At 69.2% G+C, this 21126-nt stretch carries 19 protein-coding genes, 1 pseudogene and 1 riboswitch; of the genes and pseudogenes, 10 read left to right on the top strand and 10 right to left on the bottom strand.

Annotated elements, in window-relative coordinates:
• Positions 1-126: 126 nt before the first annotated feature.
• Positions 127-1344 carry an NADP-dependent isocitrate dehydrogenase gene (locus ON38_RS04605; RefSeq protein WP_039822620.1) on the bottom strand — a complete coding sequence of 406 codons (1218 nt, stop codon included), beginning with the start codon at positions 1342-1344 and terminating at the stop codon, positions 127-129.
• A 275-nt stretch (positions 1345-1619) separates the two neighbouring features.
• Positions 1620-1730, top strand: a riboswitch (SAM riboswitch).
• 251 nt (positions 1731-1981) lie between these two features.
• Between ON38_RS04605 and metX the strand changes: the two genes are divergently transcribed.
• Positions 1982-3127 (top strand): homoserine O-acetyltransferase MetX, encoded by a 1146-nt coding sequence (gene metX / locus ON38_RS04600; protein ID WP_051164372.1) that lies wholly within the window; start codon positions 1982-1984, stop codon positions 3125-3127.
• A gap of 22 nt (positions 3128-3149) precedes the next feature.
• Here metX and ON38_RS04595 read toward each other — a convergent pair whose 3' ends face one another.
• The 3 genes from ON38_RS04595 to ON38_RS04585 all read right to left on the bottom strand — a co-directional run bounded on the left by ON38_RS04595 (position 3150) and on the right by ON38_RS04585 (position 4919).
• The gene (locus ON38_RS04595; RefSeq protein ID WP_083872253.1) at positions 3150-3395 is read right to left on the bottom strand and encodes a DUF3017 domain-containing protein; all 246 of its coding nucleotides are present in this window, start codon (positions 3393-3395) and stop codon (positions 3150-3152) included.
• Positions 3396-3503: 108 nt separating this feature from the next.
• A complete protein-coding gene (locus tag ON38_RS04590; protein WP_039822618.1) occupies positions 3504-4544 on the bottom strand; it encodes a DUF6745 domain-containing protein in 1041 nt (346 codons plus the stop codon).
• A 48-nt stretch (positions 4545-4592) separates the two neighbouring features.
• Positions 4593-4919 (bottom strand): DUF8820 family protein, encoded by a 327-nt coding sequence (locus ON38_RS04585; RefSeq protein WP_039822616.1) that lies wholly within the window; start codon positions 4917-4919, stop codon positions 4593-4595.
• Between the two features lie 216 nt (positions 4920-5135).
• On the opposite strand from ON38_RS04585, the gene ON38_RS04580 reads away from it, so the two are divergent.
• Genes ON38_RS04580 through ON38_RS04560 form a run of 5 tightly spaced genes read left to right on the top strand, consistent with a single transcriptional unit; the run spans position 5136 to position 10336 of the window.
• Entirely contained in the window at positions 5136-6110 is a 975-nt protein-coding gene (locus tag ON38_RS04580) for an STM4015 family protein (protein ID WP_039822614.1), read from the top strand.
• Entirely contained in the window at positions 6107-7246 is a 1140-nt protein-coding gene (locus ON38_RS04575; RefSeq protein ID WP_245563912.1) for an STM4014 family protein, read from the top strand. Before ON38_RS04580 ends, ON38_RS04575 begins: the two co-directional genes overlap by 4 nt.
• A gap of 1 nt (position 7247) precedes the next feature.
• Entirely contained in the window at positions 7248-8090 is an 843-nt protein-coding gene (locus tag ON38_RS04570; protein WP_039822612.1) for an STM4013/SEN3800 family hydrolase, read from the top strand.
• Positions 8087-9427 carry an STM4012 family radical SAM protein gene (locus ON38_RS04565; protein ID WP_039822610.1) on the top strand — a complete coding sequence of 447 codons (1341 nt, stop codon included), beginning with the start codon at positions 8087-8089 and terminating at the stop codon, positions 9425-9427. The genes ON38_RS04570 and ON38_RS04565 overlap by 4 nt, the downstream gene beginning before the upstream one ends.
• A gap of 6 nt (positions 9428-9433) precedes the next feature.
• Positions 9434-10336, top strand: coding sequence for an STM4011 family radical SAM protein (locus tag ON38_RS04560; RefSeq protein ID WP_039822608.1), 903 nt, complete (start codon positions 9434-9436; stop codon positions 10334-10336).
• Between the two features lie 140 nt (positions 10337-10476).
• Here the strand turns inward: ON38_RS04560 and cycA are convergent, their stop codons facing one another.
• Positions 10477-11958, bottom strand: coding sequence for a D-serine/D-alanine/glycine transporter (gene cycA / locus ON38_RS04555; protein WP_051164370.1), 1482 nt, complete (start codon positions 11956-11958; stop codon positions 10477-10479).
• A gap of 262 nt (positions 11959-12220) precedes the next feature.
• On the opposite strand from cycA, the gene ON38_RS04550 reads away from it, so the two are divergent.
• Positions 12221-12685: a tRNA (cytidine(34)-2'-O)-methyltransferase gene (locus ON38_RS04550; protein WP_039822607.1), complete on the top strand. Its 465-nt coding sequence runs from the start codon at positions 12221-12223 to the stop codon at positions 12683-12685.
• A gap of 16 nt (positions 12686-12701) precedes the next feature.
• Here ON38_RS04550 and ON38_RS04545 read toward each other — a convergent pair whose 3' ends face one another.
• From ON38_RS04545 to ON38_RS04535, 3 genes are all read right to left on the bottom strand, one after another.
• Complete coding sequence (locus tag ON38_RS04545) at positions 12702-12932, bottom strand: DUF167 domain-containing protein (RefSeq protein ID WP_039822605.1); 231 nt, start codon at positions 12930-12932, stop codon at positions 12702-12704.
• A gap of 3 nt (positions 12933-12935) precedes the next feature.
• Positions 12936-14249, bottom strand: a complete 1314-nt coding sequence (locus tag ON38_RS35515) for a DUF4349 domain-containing protein (RefSeq protein ID WP_051164369.1) — start codon at positions 14247-14249, stop codon at positions 12936-12938.
• Between the two features lie 103 nt (positions 14250-14352).
• The gene (locus tag ON38_RS04535) at positions 14353-14721 is read right to left on the bottom strand and encodes a MerR family transcriptional regulator (RefSeq protein WP_245563911.1); all 369 of its coding nucleotides are present in this window, start codon (positions 14719-14721) and stop codon (positions 14353-14355) included.
• A gap of 129 nt (positions 14722-14850) precedes the next feature.
• On the opposite strand from ON38_RS04535, the gene ON38_RS04530 reads away from it, so the two are divergent.
• Together ON38_RS04530 and ON38_RS04525 are read left to right on the top strand one after the other, a co-directional pair.
• The gene (locus ON38_RS04530) at positions 14851-15288 is read left to right on the top strand and encodes an Hsp20/alpha crystallin family protein (RefSeq protein ID WP_039822604.1); all 438 of its coding nucleotides are present in this window, start codon (positions 14851-14853) and stop codon (positions 15286-15288) included.
• Positions 15289-15988: 700 nt separating this feature from the next.
• Positions 15989-16198 (top strand): hypothetical protein, encoded by a 210-nt coding sequence (locus ON38_RS04525; RefSeq protein ID WP_039822602.1) that lies wholly within the window; start codon positions 15989-15991, stop codon positions 16196-16198.
• Positions 16199-16299: 101 nt separating this feature from the next.
• Here ON38_RS04525 and ON38_RS04520 read toward each other — a convergent pair whose 3' ends face one another.
• Together ON38_RS04520 and ON38_RS04515 are read right to left on the bottom strand one after the other, a co-directional pair.
• Positions 16300-19614 carry an error-prone DNA polymerase gene (locus ON38_RS04520; RefSeq protein WP_039822600.1) on the bottom strand — a complete coding sequence of 1105 codons (3315 nt, stop codon included), beginning with the start codon at positions 19612-19614 and terminating at the stop codon, positions 16300-16302.
• A 6-nt stretch (positions 19615-19620) separates the two neighbouring features.
• Positions 19621-20073: a hypothetical protein gene (locus ON38_RS04515; RefSeq protein WP_051164367.1), complete on the bottom strand. Its 453-nt coding sequence runs from the start codon at positions 20071-20073 to the stop codon at positions 19621-19623.
• Positions 20074-20242: 169 nt separating this feature from the next.
• On the opposite strand from ON38_RS04515, the pseudogene ON38_RS04510 reads away from it, so the two are divergent.
• Positions 20243-21126, top strand: a pseudogene (locus ON38_RS04510) (SDR family NAD(P)-dependent oxidoreductase); the annotation flags it as partial.

Below are 21126 nucleotides of genomic sequence, written 5' to 3'. Positions count from 1 at the left end.
GCCGCGGGGCAGACCAGGCGCCGGTCCGCCGCGACCGGCGAGGCCCCGGCGACCCCGCCCCCGGGAACCGGCCCGCGAGGTGCACATGCCCGGCGCCCCTGGAGGCGAGGTCGTTTTCGAACGGCCCTACTTCAGCGCGCGGGCCAGGTTGGCGTCCAGCGCGGCCAGGAACTCCTCGGTGGTGAGGTAGCCCTGGTCCCCGCCGACCAGCAGCGCGAGATCCTTGGTCATCTGCCCGCCCTCGACCGTCTTGATGACCACGTCTTCGAGGGTCTGGGCGAAACCGATGACCTCGGGGGTGTTGTCCAGCTTGCCCCGGTGCTCGAGGCCGCGGGTCCAGGCGAAGATGGACGCGATCGGGTTGGTCGAGGTCGGCTTGCCCTGCTGGTGCTGGCGATAGTGCCGGGTGACCGTGCCGTGCGCGGCCTCGGCTTCACAGGTCCGGCCGTCCGGGGTCAGCAGCACCGAGGTCATCAGGCCGAGCGACCCGAAGCCCTGCGCGACCGTATCGGACTGGACGTCGCCGTCGTAGTTCTTGCAGGCCCAGACGTAGCCGCCCTCCCACTTCATGGAGGAGGCGACCATATCGTCGATCAGCCGGTGCTCGTAGGTGAGGCCGGCCGCCTCGAACTGGCTCTTGAACTCGGCTTCGAAGACCGCCTCGAAGGTGTCCTTGAACATGCCGTCGTAGGCCTTGAGGATGGTGTTCTTGGTCGACATGTAGACGGGGTAGTTCTGCTGCAGCCCGTAGTTGAACGAGGCGCGCGCGAAGTCCTCGATGGACTTCTTGAAGTTGTACATACCCATCACGACGCCGCCGTCCTCGGGCATCTGCACGACCTCGTGCACGATGGGCTCGCTGCCGTCCTCGGGGGTGAAGGTGAGGGTGACGGTGCCGGCCTGGAAGACCTTGAAGTCGGTGGCGCGGTACTGGTCGCCGAAGGCGTGACGGCCGATGATGATCGGCTTGGTCCAGCCCGGTACCAGACGCGGAACATTGGAGATGATGATCGGCGCGCGGAAGATGGTGCCGCCGAGGATATTGCGGATGGTGCCGTTGGGCGAACGCCACATCTTCTTGAGGCCGAATTCCTTGACCCGGGCCTCGTCGGGGGTGATCGTCGCGCATTTGACGCCGACACCGTGCTGTTTGATGGCGTTGGCGGCGTCGACGGTGACCTGGTCGTCGGTTTTGTCGCGGTATTCGATGCCGAGGTCGTAGTACTCGAGGTTCACGTCGAGGTACGGGTGGATCAGCTTGTCCTTGATGAACTGCCAGATGATCCGGGTCATCTCGTCGCCGTCGAGTTCAACGACGGTGCCTTCAACCTTGATCTTGGACATGGATCTTCGTGTCCTCCTAAGACTGGTGCCCTCATTGCACGGCCAGGCGAACACGCTTGTGAGCGGACCCCAGCTGTTCAACAGACAACGTATACATCCCGCGTTGTCCACGAGACGTCTGGTGTAACCAAGACGAGCGTACTGCTTGTGGTGGTATCACGGTGCAGCCAGCCCCGGTCGTGAGATCTCACAGGGGTGAGACGCGCCACAAGATTACCTGGTCGGCGCATATGCCGATTTCGATCCCCATCGGTACCCCGCTACCATATTCGGCAGGTCATGAGTGCCAGTACCAAGCCCCGGCTCACTGGCCGGCAACCCTCCTGCTGCGGTGGGGTGCTCCGGGTGATGACCTGGCTCCCGAGAGCCGGGAGCAAGCGCACGTCAGGAGGTCGTCGATTTGTGCCGGTGCCGGTCGCGTTGACCGCGGCGTTCTCACGATTCGACGAGAAACCCCCGATTTTCTGGAGCACGACATGACCGATCACAGCATCCGTGGCGCAACCGCGACCGGAGCGACCCGCCGGCAATCCTCGGTCTCATCCGGCGCCCCGCGCGCCCGCGCGGCCCGATCCACTGCGGAGATTCATACGCTCCGGGCATCAGTACGGTCCGCCGCTTCCGTGGAAGCCCTCGCGTGAAAGCGGGCACCGAATCGACCACCGCTCGTCCGGTGGCCCAGTTACCGCCGTCCGACGGCACCCTCGGGCATGTGGACATCGGTGAACTCACCCTGGAGAACGGCGCCCGCCTCCCGCAGGTCCGGCTGGCAGTGCAGCGCTGGGGCGAGCTGTCCCCGGCAATGGACAACATCGTCCTGATCGAGCACGCGCTGACCGGTGACTCCCATGTCTCCGGTGACCCGGACGAGAATCATTCCCAGGCCGGCTGGTGGAACGGGATGGTCGGTCCGGGGGCACCGCTCGACACCGATGAGTGGTGTGTCGTCGCGACCAATGTCCTGGGCGGCTGTCAGGGCAGCACCGGCCCGGCCTCGCTCGCACCGGACGGCGCACCGTGGGGCTCGCGGTTCCCGGCCATCTCCATCCGCGATCAGGTCGCCGCGGAACTGAAGTTGTTCGATGTACTCGGGGTGCCCCGGCTGGCCGCGGCGATCGGCGGCTCGATGGGCGGTATGCGCGTCCTCGAATGGATGTTGCTCGCCCCGCAGCGCCTGGCCGCCGCACTGATCCTCGCGGTGGGCCCGCGGGCCACCGCCGATCAGATCGGGACCCAGAGCACCCAGATCGCGGCGATCACCAGCGACCCGGACTGGCAGGGCGGCGACTACCACGGCACCGGCCGCGCGCCGATGGCCGGGATGGGTATCGCGCGCCGGATCGCGCACCTCACCTACCGCACCGAGGTCGAACTGGACAGCCGGTTCGCCAACAGCCCGCAGGAGGGCGAGGACCCCTGGGACGGCGGCCGGTACGCGGTGCAGAGCTATCTGGAGTACCAGGCCGAGAAACTCGGACGGCGTTTCGACCCGGCGACCTACGTGCTGCTGAGCGAGGCGATGAACCGGCACGATATCGGTCGCGGCCGCGGCGGGATCGAAGCGGCGATGGCCGCCGCCGAGGTGCCGTGCATCGTGGGTGGTATCGACTCCGACCGGCTCTATCCACTGCACACCCAGCAGGAACTGGCCGACGGGCTGGCCGGCTGCCGGCATTTCGAGGTGATCTCCTCGCGGGACGGCCACGATGCCTTCCTCACCGAGGCGGCGGCCATCGGCAAACTGCTGGTCCAGACGATGAACCTGGCCCGCGCCGGGCGCTAGCACCGGCGCGGCGCCGGCCCCGTCAGCCCACGCCGAGGGTGTTGATTGTCGCGGCGAGGAAGACCACGGCGCCGCCGAGCAGGGTCAGCGCACCCACATCGAACGGCTTGCCGCGTACCGCGAGCAGTCCGACCCGCGCGGTCGGCAGGCACAGCCGGAACGCGGCCGCGATGAGAGTCGCGCCGCCGAAGAAGAAGGCGCCACGACGCCAGCGGTCCTGCGCGACAAACACCACGGCGATCAGCACCACCACCGCCACCACGACCATCGGCAGATGGCAGCGCAGGAAACCGGCCCATCGGCTGCCGGTGCCGGGATCGTCGTGGGTCGGGGTCGCGGCGTCGGTCACGGGGGCGATTGTTCCAGATCCGGGCGATCAGGTCTGCACGAGCGGCTCGTAGTCCGCCTCGGATACGCCGAATGTCCAGGCGACACCTTCGCGGGCGGTCCGGGTCGCCGGGGGCACCCGGAGCCAATAGGTACGGCTGGTGCCGTCCGGCTCGGGTGTCGAATTGACCACCTCGACCATGACAACGTCCTCGTCGTCGTCCAGCGCGATCCGCCACAGGATGCCGGTCTCGTCCCGCTGTAGCGGTTCGGCCCCGGATTCGGCCAGGTACCTGTCGTATCCGTAGAACTCGAGCATCACCCGGCGCAGTTCCGCGTTCTCCTCGGTGCGGATTCGCGCGGGAGTGAGCGAGGTCAGTTCGGCGAGGAAATCTCCCGGTACCGGCATGCCGCGCCAGGCGTATATCGCGAACCCGTCGGCGTAGCCCACCGCCGGTCCGTCGGCGCAATCGAGGCGCCCGGCTTCGTCGCGGTGCAGTGCGGTGGGGCGTTCGCTGATCACCGCGAGGTTCTCGTAGGGCCACCACCAGCCCGCCTCCCGGGCCACGGCCGCCGGACCGGCCAGCGGCGCCGCGGCCCCGGTGTCGAACGCGGACAGCCAGGCCGCGTCGTGCTGGCCCATGACCGCGTCCAGCAGCAGCATCCGTGTCCGGAGTTCGGCCCGGCTCGTGGACCCGGCCGGGTCGGCGGTGTCCGGCCCGGGCAGGGCGGCGGCGATCACCGCCTCCCGGATCCGGCTCACGATCGGCTCGATCAGCTCCCACAGCGGGGCGGCCGTGGACTGCCAGTGCCGGGCGAATTCCCGCGCACCGAGTTCGGCGTGCAGGCGGTGGCGTTCCGCGGCCCAGGGCGCGCTGCGGACCTGCTCCCGCACCGAGGCTCCGGCCGTCGCCAGGGCGCCCGCCCCGAGCAGCCGCACCGCCTCCAGCGGGGACCGCGCCCAGACGACGCGCTCGGGCGGGCGGAGCCCGGCCCGCTCGTAGGCGAGCCGTACTCCCGCCTCGGCGGCCGTCCGGTCACCGGGGCCGGTCGCGGCGGACAGCAGCCGCCACTGGTCGTATTCGGTCACGGTCTCCTCGATCCTGTTCTCGTACTGCGGTTCGGCGAGCGGTGTGGATCAGTCGGCGACGACGCGGACCGAACCCGGTACGTATTCGCGCTGGCGGACCACGCGGTACCAGCCCTTGGGCAGGGTGATCGCGGCGTGCTCCTCGTGCGTGAGCCGGCCGCCCTCGGGCAGGTGCAGGACCATCGCATGCGGCGGGTTCGGCGCCTGCACGAGCGTGCCGGGCGCGGCGATCGCGTGGGCGTGCCCGGTCACCTCACCGAGCGCCAGCACCATCCGACCCCGCCCGTCCCGGCGCGCCGGGCACCACCGCGCGGCATCCTCGGCGACCGCGTCCTCCGCGACCGGCACGATCAGCACATCTCCCTGGCGATACATTCGTCGTCCTCCCGCTCCGGCGCCCACGCGCCGGCTACGGGCGGGACAGTAACGGCGGTCACCGACAGGTGGCGCCCACGAAACCGGTTCGGCCGAACCCGTGCCGCCCTGCGCACACCGGTCCGGCGCCCGGCGGATCTCCGGTCGGCGTGTGTCGGTCCGAGTTGGTAGAACCATCGCGAACCCCGGATACCACGGCCCGCGAAAGGCGCATCGATGAACCACGAACATCTGGAGGAATTCGGCGGCCTGCCGGTCTTCGATTTCCCGGGGCGCCCGGCCGACTCCGGCCCGGCCGGGGAAACCCGTGCACTCCCAGAGGCCGATTCGGTGGCCTGGCGCCTCGCCGTGGACTGGGATTCGGAGGTGCCGTGGGTGGACGAGTTCGACCGGTTCCTGGAAACGGTGGACACCACAAGGGTGCGCGCTGTGGTCGTGGGCACCTGGGTGCACGGCGAGGGCGACGGATTCGACCCGGTCGACGAGGTACTGGCGAAACTGGTGTCCGTCCGTGACAGGTTCCCGGCGCTGCGGTCGGTGTTCCTCGGCGATATCACCCAGGAGGAGAACGAGATCTCCTGGATCACCCAGGGCCGGGTCACCGACCTGCTGGATGCCTACCCCGAACTCACCGAGTTCACCGTGCGCGGGTCGGCGGAGCTGCGCTTCCCCGCCATCCGGCACGAGCGGCTGGAGAAGTTCACCATCCAGACCGGTGGCCTGCCGGCCGAGGTGGCGCGCGGTGTCGCGGCCAGTGAGCTGCCCGCGCTGACCCACCTGGAGCTGTGGTTGGGCACTCCGAACTACGACGGCGATACCGAGATCGCCGACCTGGCCCCCATTCTCGCCGGTGACCGGTTGCCCGAGCTGCGGCACCTGGCGCTGCGCAACAGCGAGATCCAGGACGAGGTGTGTGCCGCGCTGGCCGCCGCGCCGGTGGTGGCCCGGCTGGAGAGCCTGGACGTCTCCATGGGGATCCTCACCGATGCGGGCGCGGCTGCGCTGCTGTCCGGGCAACCGCTGAACCATCTGAAACGCCTGGACATGCATTACAACTACCTGAGTCCGGAGATGTGCGCGCGGCTGAACGCGACGCTGTCACCGGGTGTCGAACTCGACCTCGATTCCGGCGACGCGGAGAGTTACACGTTCGGCGGCGAGGAAATACGCTACGTCTCGGTCGGCGAATGATGTCCGGCCCCGATGCGCCCGGATTCCGCCGGGTCGTGGTCGGCAACGGGGCGAACCGGCGGGTCCGATCGTTCCGCGCGGCCGCGGTGGCGGCCGGGGAGCCCGCGCCACGGGTGGTCGAATGGCTCGATGTGCTGCGCGCGGGCGGTCACCGGTTCGCCGACGACGAACTGGTGCGCCTGGATTCGCCCGGTGAGAACCCGGACGTGGACCGATTGCTGCGCGGGGTCACCGATCCGACCCGGGTCGAGGGGTCGGCGCGCTGGTACGCGGGGTTCGGTGCGGCCGTCGCGTCCCTGCGCGGCGGGCACCGGCTCGACGATCCGGCGGAACTGGCCGTGCTCTTCGACAAGCGGCGGTGTCATGCGCGGCTGGCGAATTCCGGCGTGCCCGTCCCGCACTCGCCCACGTCCGGAGCCGCCGACCCGGTACGCGATTGGGCCGATCTGCGGCTGCGCATGCGGGAGTCCGGGCTGACCCGGGTTTTCGTCAAGATCGCGCACGGATCCTCGGCCTCGGGTGTGCTGGCGCTGGAAACGCATCCGGCGGGCCGGGTACGCGCCACCACATCGGTCGAGGCCACCGCCTCCGGCGCGCTGCACAATTCGCTGCGAGTGCACCGCTACACCACCGAAACCGAGATCGCCGCCATCGTGGACCGCCTCGCTCCCGACGGCCTGCACATCGAGCAGTGGGTGCCGAAATCCTCGCTCCGGGGCGGATCGTGTGACCTGCGGATAGTGGTGGTCGCGGGCCGGGCGGCGCATCTGGTCGCGCGGCAGGCCCCGGTGCCCATCACCAACCTGCATCTGGGTGGGCGGCGCGGCGACCCGGATGCCGTCCGCGCCGCGGCCGGTCGGCACTGGCCCCGGGCACTGGAACTGGCGGAACGCGCGGCCGCGTGTTTCCCCCGGACCCTGTGCGTCGGGGTGGACCTGCTGCCCACCGCGCACTGGCGGAAATTCGTGGTGGCGGAAGTGAACGCGTTCGGCGACCTACTGCCCGGGGTCACCGGGCTGCCCGGGTCACCCGCCGCCGGCCTGGACACCTACACGGCACAGATCACGGCCGCCGCACGCTGGTACGGTGCGGTGCGCACCGCTGCCGCACCGGAGGACGACCATGTACCGGCCTGATATGAACGATGTGGTCGGCCGGGACGATCTGCTCCTACTCACCCTCGACACCCTGCGCTACGACGTCGCGGTGGCGGAGACCGCGGCCGGCCGGTTACCGAATCTCGCCGCGGCGCTACCGGGCGGTGCGTGGGAAAAGCGCCACGCGCCGGGCAATTTCACCTATGCGTCGCATCAGGCCATGTTCGCCGGGTTCCTGCCCACCCCTGCGGAACCCGGTCCGCATCCACGCCTGTTCGCCGCTCGGTTCGCCGGTAGCGAGACGACGGCACCCGGGACATTCGTATTCGACGAGCCCGACCTACCCACCGCGCTGGCCACGCTCGGCTATCGCACCGTCTGCGTCGGCGGTGTCGGTTTCTTCAACAAACAGGGCGCGCTGGGCAGCACCCTTCCGGGCCGCTTCGCCGAGAGCTACTGGGACCCGAGTTTCTCCGTCACCGCACCGGGATCTTTCGAAGCACAGGTGGAATGCGCGCGCACGGTGATCGCCGAGACACCCGCGGACCGGCGCCTGTTCCTCTTCCTCAACGTCTCGGCCCTGCACCAGCCCAACTGGTTCCATCTCCCCGGGGCCACCCGGGAATCGGGCGATACCCGGGAAACACATGCCGCGGCACTGCGCTACGTGGATCGTCATATCCCACTGCTGTTCGCTGCCCTGCGCGCCCGCGGTCGCTGTTTCGCCGTGGTCTGCTCCGACCACGGCACCGCCTACGGCGAAGACGGATACACCGGGCACCGGCTGGGGCACGAAGCCGTGTGGACCGTGCCCTACGCCCATTTCTTCCTGGAGGCAGGCCCGCACGCGCCCGCACCCGACCCGCACGAGGACTCCGCATGACCCGCACCCTCAACCGATTACCGCGGCCCTACCAGAGTTACGTCTACGCCTATCCGCACAAGACGGCCTACCGCCCGCTGGCACCGCGGCCGTCCCTGCGCCGGGTGTGGTCGGGCGAGCCCCGTGATCCGCTCTCGCTGTACCTGCACATCCCGTTCTGCGAAATACGCTGCGGTTTCTGCAATCTGTTCACCCGGGTCGGCGCCCCCGGCGACCTCACCACCCGCTACCTCGACGCCCTCACCCGCCAGGCCGAAACGGTGCGCGCGAGCCTCGGTACCGAGCGCAGCCCACGTTTCGCCAATACCGCGTTCGGCGGCGGTACACCCACGTTCCTGGCGGCCGGGGAACTGATTCGGCTCTGCGATATCGCCGAGCGCGTCATGGGCGCCGACCTGGGCGCCATCGGTTTCTCGGTCGAGACGTCCCCCGCCACCGCGACCGCCGACCGCCTCGCGGTCCTCGCCGAACGTGGCGTCACCCGGATCAGTCTCGGCGTCCAGAGTTTCGACGAGAACGAATCCCGCGCGGCTGTGCGGCCGCAGCGGCGCACCGATGTGGAGTCCGCGCTCGCCCGGATCCGCGAGACCGCCGTCCAGGTACTCAATATCGATCTCATCTACGGCATCGACGGCCAGACTCCGGCGAGCTGGCGCTACTCGCTGAACGCGGCGCTGACCTGGCGGCCCGAGGAGATCTACCTGTACCCGCTGTATGTGCGCCCGCTCACCGGTCTGTCCCGCCGCGACCGCGCCGCGGCGGACCTGGCATGGGACGAGCAGCGCCTGCGGCTGTACCGGGAGGGCCGGGATCATCTGCTCGCCAACGGTTACGAACAGCTATCCATGCGGATGTTCCGCCGCCTCGACGCGCCCGCGCCGGGCCCCGACGATTACTCCTGCCAGACCGACGGCATGATCGGCCTGGGCTGCGGCGCCCGCTCCTACACCCGGAACCTGCACTATTCCTTCGACTACGCGGTCTCGGCACAGGAAGTTCGCGCGATCGTCGACAGCTACACCGCCACCACCGATTTCGACCGGGCCGTGGTCGGCCGGGTGATCGATGCGGACGAGGCCCGGCGCCGGCATCTGCTCCAATCGATACTGCAGGCCGACGGCCTGCCCGTCGCGGACTACCGGGCCCGTTTCGGCACCGACCCGCACACCGATTTCCCGGTGGAACTGGCCCGGCTCGCCGACCGCGGCTGGCTCGCCGACACCGGTCCCGCGCGGTTACGGCTCTCCCCCGAGGGCCTGGCCTATTCCGACGCCATCGGCCCCGAGTTCTTCTCCACCGCCGTCCGCGCGGCCATGGCCGAATACGAACTTCGGTGACCGGCGATGGACCTCACCCTGCTCTACCGCGGTCCCCTGGCCTCCTGTGATTACGACTGCCCCTACTGTCCTTTCGCGAAGCGCCGGGACAGCCGCGACCAGTTGCGCGCCGACCGCGCGGCGCTGGAACGATTCACCGCCTGGGTGCGCGATCGGCCCGAGGACCGGATCTCGGTGCTGTTCACGCCGTGGGGCGAGGGACTGGTCCGGTCCTGGTACCGCCGGGCGCTGGTCGAACTGTCCCGGGCGCCCGGGGTCCGCCGGGTCGCCATCCAGACCAATCTCGGATGCCGCACCGAATGGCTGAGCGAGGCCGACCGCGACACGGTCGCACTGTGGTGCACCTACCATCCCGGGCAAACGCCCTATCAGCGCTTCCTCGGCAAAACCCGGGATCTGGCCGCGGCCGGTATCCGGTTCAGCGTCGGGGTGGTGGGTCTGCCCGGCCACCTGGATCATGCCCGCAGACTGCGCGCCGACCTGCCCGGGCACATCTATCTGTGGGTCAATGCCGCCGAAGGCCACAGCTACACCGATGCCGAAGCCGCCGACTGGACCGCCCTCGACCCGCTGTTCTCCTACAGTCGCGACCCGCACCATTCTCTCGGCCGGGCGTGCCGGACAGGAGCGTCGGTCCTGTCGGTCGACGGGGACGGCACCGTGCGGCGCTGCCATTTCGTGAGAGAACCCCTGGGCAATCTCTACGACGGCTCCTACCGCGACGCCCTGCGACCACGGCCGTGCCCGCGCGCGCTCTGCGACTGTCATATCGGCTACGTCCACCTGGAAACGCTGCCGCTCTACGACGTCTTCGCGGGCGGGGTGCTGGAACGCATCCCGGCGCCTGGTATTCGGCCCGGGCCGGTGGCTCTACCGCTGCCGAAACCACCGATCGCGTCCGGCGGGTGAACCCGTTCGACGACACGATCCCCGGACGGCCCGCATCCGCGACCGGGATGCGGGCCGGTTGTGGAGCGCGTACCGCCGGCCATCCGGGGACAGCACAGTGGAGTGAGCCCGCGCGCCGAAGGCGCGCAAAAGAACACAGCTCAGCGCAGGGCGGCGTTCTCGGCGAGCACCTTCTCCCGGTGCTGCTCACGCAGCGCGGCGTGGTGCGGACTGCGCCGTACCACCAGGTAGGCCAAACCCAGCACCACGAACCAGATGGGGGTCACCAGCAGGGCCTGCAGGGTGTCGCTCTTCTGGGTGAGCGCCCAGATCAGGAATACGAAGAACGCCAGCACCGCCCAGACCGCCGCGACCCCGCCCGGCATCTTGAATTTCGACGCGGCGTGCAGATGCGGCCGCCGCTTCCGGTAGACCAGGTAGCTGGCCAGGATCATCGTCCAGACGAACATGAAGCACAACGACGAAATGGTGGTGACCACGGTGAACGCCTCGACGATCGACTGTCCGGCGTAGAGCAGCACCACGCCGATCAGCAGGAACGCGCAGGAGAAACGCAGCGCGTTGGCCGGGACCTTGCGCCGGGACAGTTTCCCGAACAGCGCGGGGGCGTCCCCGTCACCGGCCAGGCCGTACACCATCCGCGAGGTCGAGTAGATTCCCGAGTTCGCGCTCGAGGTGGCGCTGGTCAGCACCACGAAGTTGACCACACTCGCGGCGACACCGAGCCCGGCCAGGGCGAACATCGCCACGAACGGGCTCTCGTCGGCCGAGACCTGCCGCCACGGGGTCACCGCGCAGATCACGATCAGCGCGCCGACATAGAACAGCAGGACGCGCACCGGGATCGAGTTGATCGCGCGGGGCAGGGTGCGTTCGGGTTCCTTGGCCTCCGCCGCCGTGGTGCCCACCAGCTCGATACCGACGAAGGCGAACACCGCGATCTGGAATCCGGCCACGAAGCCCATCGGCCCGGTCGGGAAGAAACCGCCGTCGTTCCACAGGTTGGCCAGCGAGGCCGTGCTGCCGTTGTCGCCGGTGAACCCGGTGATCACCATCACCAGACCGGTGACGATGAGCGCGCCGATGGCGATGACCTTGATCAGCGCGAACCAGAACTCGGTCTCACCGAACGCGCGCACGGTGGGCAGATTGAGCACCAGCAGTACGGCGATACAGACCAGTGCCGGTATCCACAGCGGCAGATCCGACCACCAGTACGACACATACCCGGCGATCGCCACCACATCGGCGATACCGGTGACCACCCAGCAGAACCAGTAGGTCCAGCCGGTGAAGAAACCCGCCCACGGGCCGAGCAGATCGCCGGCGAAATCACTGAACGATTTGTATCCGGAGTTCGACAGCAGCAGCTCCCCCATCGCCCGCATGACGAAGAACAGGAAGAAGCCGATGACCATGTAGACGAGGATCACCGAGGGACCGGCGAGCGAGATCGTCTTACCCGATCCCATGAACAGGCCGGTGCCGATCGCGCCGCCGATCGCGATCAGCTGGATATGTCGGTTCGCCAGCTGGCGGCTCAGCTTCTCCGGGCCGGCACCCGGATCGCTCACCCCGCTCGCGTCGTCGCCTGGATTACCGTGGCCCTGCAGCACGGCCATATTTCTCCCTCCGGAATGAATCGGACAGCCCATTCGACCACCGGAAGCGGATTCCTGCAGAGTGGGCGGCCCTACGGTACGCCGCCGCGATCCCGGCCGTGCGCGGCCCCCGCACCACGTCGGTGCTCGTGTTCGCTGTGGTCAGGGCGTCGCGACGGTGGTACCGGGCCCGCGCCGGCGACTCGTCCGGCATCCTTGTGGCCACCGTCGGCCGTCCGGCTCGATCACCGCGGCGCCGCCCCACCTGATTGACTGGTCGGCTGTGTTCCGATTGATGTTCCATGAACCTCGCATACCGGGTAATACGGGCAATGCCATCCGGCTCGCCGCCGGCACGGGCAGTGAGCTGCATCTGATCGAACCGCTCGGCTTCGATATGTCGGAGGCGAAGCTGCGCCGGGCCGGGCTGGACTACCACGACCTCGCCTCGGTGACAGTGCACCCGGATCTGGCGACCGCGTGGAAGCAGCTGCGACCCGAGCGGGTGTTCGCGTTCACCACCCGGGCCACGACCCCGCACACCGATATCGCCTACCGGCCCGGCGACATCCTGCTGTTCGGCGCGGAACCGACGGGTCTGCCGGCGGAGGTGCTGGCCGACGAACACATCGCTGCCGAGGTGCGCATCCCCATGCTGCCCGGCCGGCGGTCGATGAATCTCGCCAATGCGGCCGCGGTCGCGGTATACGAGGCGTGGCGGCAGCACGGGTTCCCCGGAGCGGTCTGACCCGGGCGCCGGCGGATCAGTCGGCGATCTCGAACCGCTTGTGCCGGGAGGTCGCCCCGCCGGTGAGCCGGACCGCGCTCTTCGGGACGCCGAGATGCGCGGCCAGGAGCTCGGCCGCGGCCCGGTTCGCCTTCCCCTCGGTGGCCGGCGCCCGCACCCACAGTTGCAGCGTGCCGTCGGGCAGGGTTTCGACCAGCGGGCCTTTCCGGCTGTTCGGCGTGATCACCGCGCGGACCGTGGTGGACACCGCTCAGGTCCGGTCCGTGTCGGGGCCGTCCGGATCGACGGCCTTCTTCTCGGTCGGCCGGGACTCGTCCGCGCCCGGCACCACCCCGCCCGCATCCGGCGCCGCCTCATCCGCGCCCTTTACCGGACGGCCCGGGCCCGGCGCCGTCTCGTCCGCACCCGTCGCTGTCGGGTCCATGCCCGGCACCGCCCGGCCCGTGCCGGGCGCCGTCTCGTCCCTGTCGGTCGCTGTCCGGCCCGGGCCCGGCGCCGTCTCGTCCGCACCCGTCGCTGTCGGGTCCGTGCCCCGCGCTGCCCGGCCCGTGTCCGTGGCGGACTTGTCCGCGTCTTTCGTGTCCTGGCGCGGTGCGTCGCCGGGTTCGGCGGCGGTCCGCGAGATCCCGGGCGCCGGATTCTCGACCCGCGCGGCCGAGTTTCCGGCCGCCGGGGCGGCAGCGCGTGCGGTGCCCAGCCGGCGGGCCAGCCCGACGAGAGCGCCGACGATCGCACCGAGGAGGGCGAGGAAGGCCAGCCACGGCAACGCTCGGCCGATGAAGACCACGGCGTCCTTCAGCCAGTCGAACAGGGAGTTCCAGCCGTCCACGATCCCGTCCCAGAAATTGGTGGGACCGTCCGCGCCCGTCTTCTCCGCCGTGCTCTGGATATCGACGGTGAGAGTGGACAGCGAGATCTGATCGTCGAGGTAGCGCCGCTGTCCGGTGAGGCTGTCCAGTTCGGCCTGCCGGTCGGCGAGTGCCTCCTCCGCGGCGATCAGGTCGGCGGTGTTGGCGGCGCGCGTCATGAGGTCGCGCAACCGGTCCACCGAAGCCCGCAGCGCGGTGATCCGGGCGTCGAGATCCTGCCACTGCAGGGTGACATCGTCACGGTTGGTGCTGATCTGGGTGATCTCGCCGAGATCGCCCATGCCCTCGATGAACGCGTCGGTATCGGTGGCCGGGATCCGGACGACCAGGTTCGCGTGCGGATCGTCGTCGGCGGTGCCGGGATTCTCGGTGCGCTGGTCGACCCGCCCGTCCAGTTCGGCGACGCGGTCGACGAGGGTCTGCGCGGCCGCGACGGGGTCGTCGGCGGTGAGGTCGACCGTGCCGGTGACGACTTCTTTCCGAGCGGTGGCCTGGTCGGTATCCGGTGCGGGCGCGGGGGCCTGCTCCCGGGCCGGCGCCTTCTGCACCCGAATTCCCGGGGCCGTGGCGGGTGCGGGCGCCTCGCCTTCGAAGGACATCGTGTGGTCTGCCGTGCCGGAAGAGGATTCGTCTCCGCACCCGGCCAGCAGTACCGACCCGCAGACAACCGCCACCAACACCCCGAGCTTGCGCATGCTGGCAGCGTAATGGGCGGTTCGGGGATCGGATAGCCGAATCGGGAGGCGGCGTACCGGTCCCCGGCCGCGCGGGGTGGCGGATCGATACCAGGCGGCACGCCTATCCGGATACCCTGGGCGACTTCGGTTGTGGAGATTCGCGGGCGCGCAGCCGGTCGCGTTCGGCGGTGAGAGCGGCATTGGTTTCGCGAAGGGTGGTGTTGGCGTCCTCGAGTTCGAGGATGCGCCCGATCGCGGTGAGTTGTATGCCCTGTCCGGCCAGTTCGGTGATGCGCTGTAGCCGTTGCAGGTCGTCGCGGCTGTAGCGGCGGGTGCCGCCGGGGCTGCGTACCGGGGTGATCAACCCGTACTGCTCGTAGAGCCGCAGTGTCTGCACTCCGACACCGGCCAGTTCCGCGGCCACCGATATCGCGTACACGCCCTGCCCCGATCCGGGCAGGTACCGGACGTGGCGGTCGGCACCCGTCACCTCTGTCACCATCCCCTCGGCAAATATTTTCTACTCGAACCACTTGCACTCTGATTGCGCGAGTGCTACATATTAGTTGTGTCAGTCGACATAGATTATCTGGTTTCTCTTCAAGAGTGAAGGAGTGAACTGGAGGTGGCGACCATGTTGATGCGCACCGATCCCTTCCGCGATCTGGATCGTCTGACCCAGCAGGTCTTCGGCACACCCGCCCGCCCGGCGGCGATGCCGATGGATGCCTGGCGCGAGGGCGACGATTTCCTGGTCGAACTCGACCTGCCCGGTATCGACCCGGACTCGCTTGATCTGGACGTCGAACGCAATGTGGTGACCGTGCGGGCCTCGCGACCGGAGCTGGATCCGGGCCGGGCAATGCTCGCCGCCGAGCGCACCCGCGGTGTGTTCAGCCGTCAGTTGTTCCTGGGCGAGAACCTCGATACGAACGCGATCCGCGCCGACTACCGCGACGGTGTACTGCGGTTGGTCATCCCGATTTCGGAGCAGGCCAAGCCCCGCAAGATCGAGATCGAGCGCCACGACCACGAGCGTCAGGCCCTCAACGCCTGACCGTCCGGGTCGGCGCCGAGACCAGGAGGCCGACCAATGCACACACCGACCGTTACCAGCGAGAACAGATGGTCGGGCGTGGAGGACCGGTTGCTCCCACTGGATCCTGATCTGGAGGAGCTGTTCGCCGAGGTCGACGAGGCACTGCGCATGGCCCGCGCCCGTGGCACACCGCGCCTGCGCACGATCCGCAGCCCCCGGCCGCGGAACCCGGTCTCTCGACGACCCGATCCCCGGCACCGCGGACGTCGGCCGGTTCCGGGACGGGCCTGCCAGCGCGGCCCGCCCGGGTACAGCCGATATTCCCCGGCACCCGTACAGATACGGAAGCGAGGTGATGCCCGTTTCACACGATCAGCACAGGGTTTGCGCCGGCGCCAGAACACGCCGAACCCGTAGGCCTGTACCGAAGACAGCGCCGAGTCCGCGCAGCGGGCAGCGCACAGCCACCTGACGTGGTACCGCAGGCCACGTTCTCGCCCCGGCAGCAGCCTTGATCATTGATTCTCCGATTCCATCCAGCGACGGGTGGGCCCGGTCCGCGCGGTTCTTCCGGGCCCACCCGCACTTCTCGCAACAATTGCCCGCGAATTCGCGGAAGCGCCGCCCTACCGGCCACCGGCGACTGCGATCGCGCCGGACGCAACCCACCCGCGGTCGTCCGCACCGACCGGCCGACACCGGATACAGGACTGCAACCATGAACGAGAACAGCGAGCGCCCCGACAGGAAGAACCGCCGAAAGCCGGACGCGCGGCCCGAAACAGGGACCGCGTGGCTGTCCGGGCTGATCGTCACCGTCTCCGGCGGTAGTGTCGCTCTGCTGACCACCTCGATCATCTCCGCTGTCGCCATCGCTCTGTTCCTCGCGGCCGCTCTCACCGTGGTCTTGGCCCTGCTGCGCTGCTGACCTCTCCCCATCCGTCCCCGGGTGCCGCCGGTGGCGCGGACGAGCTTCGTGGGGAAGAACCGGGGACGACGGCTCCTCCGCTGCCGCCAGGTGACGCCGCGTCACCTGAAGTCCCGCGAGCGGGAAGCTATGCGCATATCCAAGCGGCTCAGGTGTTCAGCGTAGATGCTCACCGCGCCTTCCGCGTTCTGGATCCGGCCACGGATCAGCAGGGCCGGGGAACTCTGCGCGGTACGGCGGTATCGGGTCCACAGACCGGCCGAGCACACCACGTTCACCATGCCGGTTTCGTCTTCCAGGTTCAGGAAGGTGACTCCGCCGGCGGTGGCCGGACGTTGCCGGTGGGTCACCGCGCCGCCGACCAGTACCCGGGTGCCGTCGGGCACCGAGAGCAGATCGGCGGCCGGGATCACCCCGAGCGCGTCGAGGCGGGGGCGCAGGAACTGGGTGGGATAGCTGCCGGGCGAGACCCCGGTCGCCCAGACGTCGGCGGCGGCGTGTTCGAGATCGCTCATCCCGGGCAGAGTGGGTGTGGTGGTGGAGGCACCGGTGCCGGGCAGCCGGTCGGGCCGTTCGCCGGCCGCCGCGCCGGCGGCCCACAGCGCTTCCCGCCGGGAGTATCCCAGGCTGCCGAGCGCGCCTGCGGTGGCCAGGGCCTCCGCCTGCGGGACGGTCATCTCCACGCGCCCGGTGAGATCCAGGAACGACGTATAGGGCCCGCCTTCGGCCCGGGCGGCCACGATCTTCTCCGCGAGGTCCGAGCCGATGGAACGCACGGCCGCCAGGCCCAGCCGCACCTCGGTCCCACGCTGTCGCAAAGTGGCCTCGGCCTCGCTGTCGTTGATATCCGGGCCGTGCACGACGACCCCGTGGCGGCGGGCGTCGGCGACCAGTGACTGCGGCGAATAGAAACCCATCGGCTGGGCGCGCAGCAGGCCGGCGCAGAATGCCGCCGGATAGTGCAGTTTGAACCAGGCGGAATAGAACACCAGGGCGGCGAAACTCTGCGAATGACTCTCCGGGAAACCGAAATTCGCGAAGGCACGGAGTTTCTCGTAGATGCGGTCGGCGAGTTCACCGGTGATGCCGTGCAGGTCCCGCATGCCCTGGTACAGCCGGCCGCGGAGTCGTTCCATTTTCTCGGGGGACCGTTTCGACCCCATGGCACGCCGCAGCTGATCGGCCTCGGCGGCGGTGAAACCCGCGACGTCCACGGCCATCTGCATGAGCTGTTCCTGGAAGAGCGGCACACCGAGGGTGCGCTCGAGGGAATTGCGCAGGGCTTCGTGGTCGAAGGTGACCTTCTCCAGTCCGTTCTTCCGGCGGATGTAGGGATGAACCGAACCACCTTGGATCGGGCCGGGCCGGATCAGCGCCACCTCGACCACCAGGTCGAAGAACTCGCGCGGTTTCAATCGCGGCAGGGTCGCCATCTGGGCCCGGGATTCCACCTGGAACACACCCACCGAATCGGCTCGGGACAGCATCTCGTACACCCCGGGTTCGGACAGGTCCAGAGTGTGCAGTTCGACCGTGACGCCGATGTGCTCACGGACCAGGTCGATCATGTAGTGCAGGGCAGAGAGCATCCCCAGGCCCAGCAGATCGAATTTGACCAGACCCGCCGCCGCGCAGTCGTCCTTGTCCCACTGCAGCACACTGCGGTCGGCCATCCGCGCCCATTCCACCGGGCACACGTCGGCGATGGGCCGGTCGCAGATCACCATGCCGCCGGAGTGGATACCCAGATGACGCGGCAGACCTTCGATATCGGCGGCCAGAGCCAGTACCGGTTCGGGGATATCGGTCCCGGTTTCCGAACCGACACCCGTCCATCGGCTCACCTGTTTGCTCCAGGCATCCTGCTGGCCCGGGGCGAAGCCGAGAGCGCGGGCCGCGTCGCGGACCGCGGATTTCCCGCGATAGGTGATCACATTCGCCACCTGCGCCGCGTTCTCCCGGCCGTACCGGCGATAGACGTATTGGATGGCTTCCTCACGGCGGTCGGATTCGATATCGACATCGATATCGGGGGGTCCGTCGCGTTCCGGGGATAGGAAGCGTTCGAACAGCAATTTGTTCGCGACGGGGTCGACATTGGTGATCCCGATGGCATAGCAGACCGCGGAATTGGCGGCCGAGCCCCGACCCTGGCACAGGATGTCGTGCTCATGGCAGAAACGCACGATATCGTGCACCACCAGGAAATACCCCGGGAAACCGAGCCGCGCGACGATCGCGAGTTCGTGTTCGAGCTGCCGATAAGCGGCCGGGTTCGCGGCGGGTGGGCCGTAGCGGGCGGCGGCGCCGCGCCGGGTGAGTTCGCGCAACCAGGAGTTCTCGTCGTAGCCGGCGGGGACATCGAAGGGCGGCAACCGGGGTGCGATCAGCCGCAGATCGAACGCGCATTCGCGGGCCAGTTCCACCGAATTCGGCACGGCCGCGGGGAACTCGGCGAACAGCCGGGCCATCTCCGCGCCCGACCGCAGATAGCCGGACCCGGTGGGGGCGAGCCAACCGGCGAGATCGTCGAGGCTGCGCCGGGCCCGGATGGCAGCCAGGGCCGCGGCGCGGCGGCTGCGATCCGGGGTCGCGAAATGCGCGGCGGTGGTGGCGATCACCGGCACACCGACCCGCGCGGCGATCGCGGCCAGCGCGGTATTGCCTTCGTCGTCGACCGGCAGGCCGTGCCGGGTGAGCTCCACGGTCACCCGGTCGGGGCCGAACCGTTCGCACAGTTCCCGCAGCGCCGCCTCGGCGCGCAGCGGCCGGCCACCCGCGTGCAGATCCTGGGCAAGCGCCCGCCGCACCGTGCCTTTGCGGCAGCCGGTGAGGATCTGCCAGTGACCGCCGGCCGCCTCGGTGAGGGCATCGAGGTCGTAGCGCAGGATCCCTTTCTCCCCGGCCGCCATATGCGCGGCCGCGAGCTGCCGGGACAGCCGGCGATAGCCTTCCTGCCCGCGGGCCAGGACCAGCAGATGTTCACCGTCCGGATCGGGTTCGCCCGTGCGGGGCGCCGAATCGAGATTCCGGGCACCGGACTCCACGAGGGTGAGCTCGGCGCCGTACACCGCGGCGATCCCGTGCTCGGCGGCGGCTTCGGCGAACCGGACCACCCCGTAATAACCGTTGTGATCGGTGAGCGCGATCGCCGAGAGCCCCAGCCGCGCGGCTTCGGCGACCATCTCCTCCGGCTGTGAGGCTCCGTCCAGGAAACTGAACGCCGAATGCGCGTGCAGTTCCGCGTACGGCACGACCGGCCCGGGCGGAGCCACCGGTTCGGCCAGGTACTCACCGCGACTGCTGCTCCAGGCCGGGGCGTCACCGCCGTCGCCGGGAAACTGCCCGGGCTTCGGCCGGCCGGACAGCACCCGCTCCAACTCCGCCCAGCTCGGCGGACCGTTGCTCCATCCCATACCGCGTCAGCAGGCCACCCGTTCGGTGGACTGCGCCTCCAGCAGCGTCGCCACATGATCCACTCCGGCCCGGATCACCCGGCCGTAGGCATCGTCGGCGAGTACGTTCGCATGCCCGCGCGCCAGCGCCAGCTGCATGCGGGCCTCCTCGAAATCGCCGACCAGCCGGTGGCTGTCGGCCAGGCTCAGATACAGCGACGGGAGAAAGCCCAGAAGCCCTTCGCCCAGCGGTACGCCGGGCACGAAGGCCGCGTCGAGCGCCCGGGTGTCCCAGAACAACGCGCCCTCGGCGGTCTCCTGGACATCCGCCAGATGGTGGGCCACCACGCTCCGGTACAGCGGCTCCCCGGCCGGTCCGAGCTGATCCCACAGCAGTTGCAGCGCCTGGCGCGCCGCCTCCCGATCCGCACCGCCGAGCCGCACCGCGGCATAGATATCCGCCATCCGATCGTCCGTCATAGGTTGAGTATCGCACATATGTTCGAATAGCGAAGGCGAAATCGAACCTGTTTTCGAACACCGACCGCACCCTGGCGCACTTTCTTACTTTGGAGTAAGTTCGGCCGGGAAAGACCTGCGCGAAGGGGCTGTCATGAGCGATTCCGGGGCCGACCAGGCCGAACACGAACTCGTCGGGCGGCACGTCCTCATCACCGGCGCCTCGTCGGGCATCGGACGAGCCGCGGCACTGGCGGTCGCACGGAAGGGCGCCGTGGTGTTCCTGCTCGCCCGCCGCGAAGACGAACTCGCCGCCGTGGTGGCGGAGATCCGGGCCGCGGGTGGCCGCGCCTACGGTTACCCCTGCGATATCACCGACTCCGCCTCGGTGGAAGTGACCCTGGACAAGCTACTCGGCGAGCACGGCCGGGTGGACATGCTGGTGAACAATGCCGGTCGTTCCATCCGCCGGGCCATCCACCGCTCCACCGACCGGCTGCACGACTACGAACGCACCATGGCGGTCAACTACTTCGGCGCACTGCGGCTCACCCTGGCGTTGCTACCGCAGATGCGCGAACGCAAATTCGGCCATATCGTCAACATCAGCAGCGCGGGCGTGCAGGTGGCCACCCCGCGATACTCCGCCTATCTGGCGAGCAAGGCCGCGCTGGACAAGTTCACCGAGGTCGCGGCTGTGGAAACCATGGCCGACGGGGTCACCTTCACCACCATCCACCTGCCCTTGGTCCGGACACCCATGATCGCCCCGTCCGGCAATCAGGGAGGTCGGGCCGAATCGCCGGAATGGGCGGCCGCCACGATCGTGCGCGCGCTCACCCAGCGCCCCCGGCGCATCGACGTGCCGATCGGCACCCTCGGGGAGTACGGCGCGATGTTCGCCCCGCGCCTGCGCGATTTCGTCCTGCACCGCTACTACCGGATGATCCCGGACTCCCCCGCCGCCCGGGGCGAACAGGCCGGATCCGCCCCGGTCACCGCGCTCGACGCGCAGACCTCCGAAGAGAACACAGCCGTCGCGCACCGCATCGGCGGCGAGCACCCCGCACCGCG

It is taken from the genome of Nocardia testacea NBRC 100365, assembly GCF_000308775.1.
In the GTDB taxonomy this organism is placed as follows: domain Bacteria; phylum Actinomycetota; class Actinomycetes; order Mycobacteriales; family Mycobacteriaceae; genus Nocardia; species Nocardia testacea.
Note: the sequence above shows the minus strand (reverse complement) of the source record. Positions and strands in the feature narration are given on the sequence as shown.

Bases quoted from the DNA above. Each gene is read 5' to 3' on its own strand.
- ON38_RS35515 (WP_051164369.1), bottom strand. From the start codon at position 14,249: ATGCGCAAGCTCGGGGTGTTGGTGGCGGTTGTCTGCGGGTCGGTACTG.
- ON38_RS04605 (WP_039822620.1), bottom strand. From the start codon at position 1,344: ATGTCCAAGATCAAGGTTGAAGGCACCGTCGTTGAACTCGACGGCGAC.
- ON38_RS04520 (WP_039822600.1), bottom strand. From the start codon at position 19,614: ATGGGATGGAGCAACGGTCCGCCGAGCTGGGCGGAGTTGGAGCGGGTG.
- ON38_RS04585 (WP_039822616.1), bottom strand. From the start codon at position 4,919: ATGTATCGCCAGGGAGATGTGCTGATCGTGCCGGTCGCGGAGGACGCG.
- ON38_RS04570 (WP_039822612.1), top strand. From the start codon at position 7,248: ATGAACGATGTGGTCGGCCGGGACGATCTGCTCCTACTCACCCTCGAC.
- cycA (WP_051164370.1), bottom strand. From the start codon at position 11,958: ATGGCCGTGCTGCAGGGCCACGGTAATCCAGGCGACGACGCGAGCGGG.
- ON38_RS04595 (WP_083872253.1), bottom strand. From the start codon at position 3,395: ATGGTCGTGGTGGCGGTGGTGGTGCTGATCGCCGTGGTGTTTGTCGCG.
- ON38_RS04565 (WP_039822610.1), top strand. From the start codon at position 8,087: ATGACCCGCACCCTCAACCGATTACCGCGGCCCTACCAGAGTTACGTC.
- ON38_RS04560 (WP_039822608.1), top strand. From the start codon at position 9,434: ATGGACCTCACCCTGCTCTACCGCGGTCCCCTGGCCTCCTGTGATTAC.
- ON38_RS04525 (WP_039822602.1), top strand. From the start codon at position 15,989: ATGAACGAGAACAGCGAGCGCCCCGACAGGAAGAACCGCCGAAAGCCG.
- ON38_RS04575 (WP_245563912.1), top strand. From the start codon at position 6,107: ATGATGTCCGGCCCCGATGCGCCCGGATTCCGCCGGGTCGTGGTCGGC.
- ON38_RS04580 (WP_039822614.1), top strand. From the start codon at position 5,136: ATGAACCACGAACATCTGGAGGAATTCGGCGGCCTGCCGGTCTTCGAT.
- ON38_RS04515 (WP_051164367.1), bottom strand. From the start codon at position 20,073: ATGACGGACGATCGGATGGCGGATATCTATGCCGCGGTGCGGCTCGGC.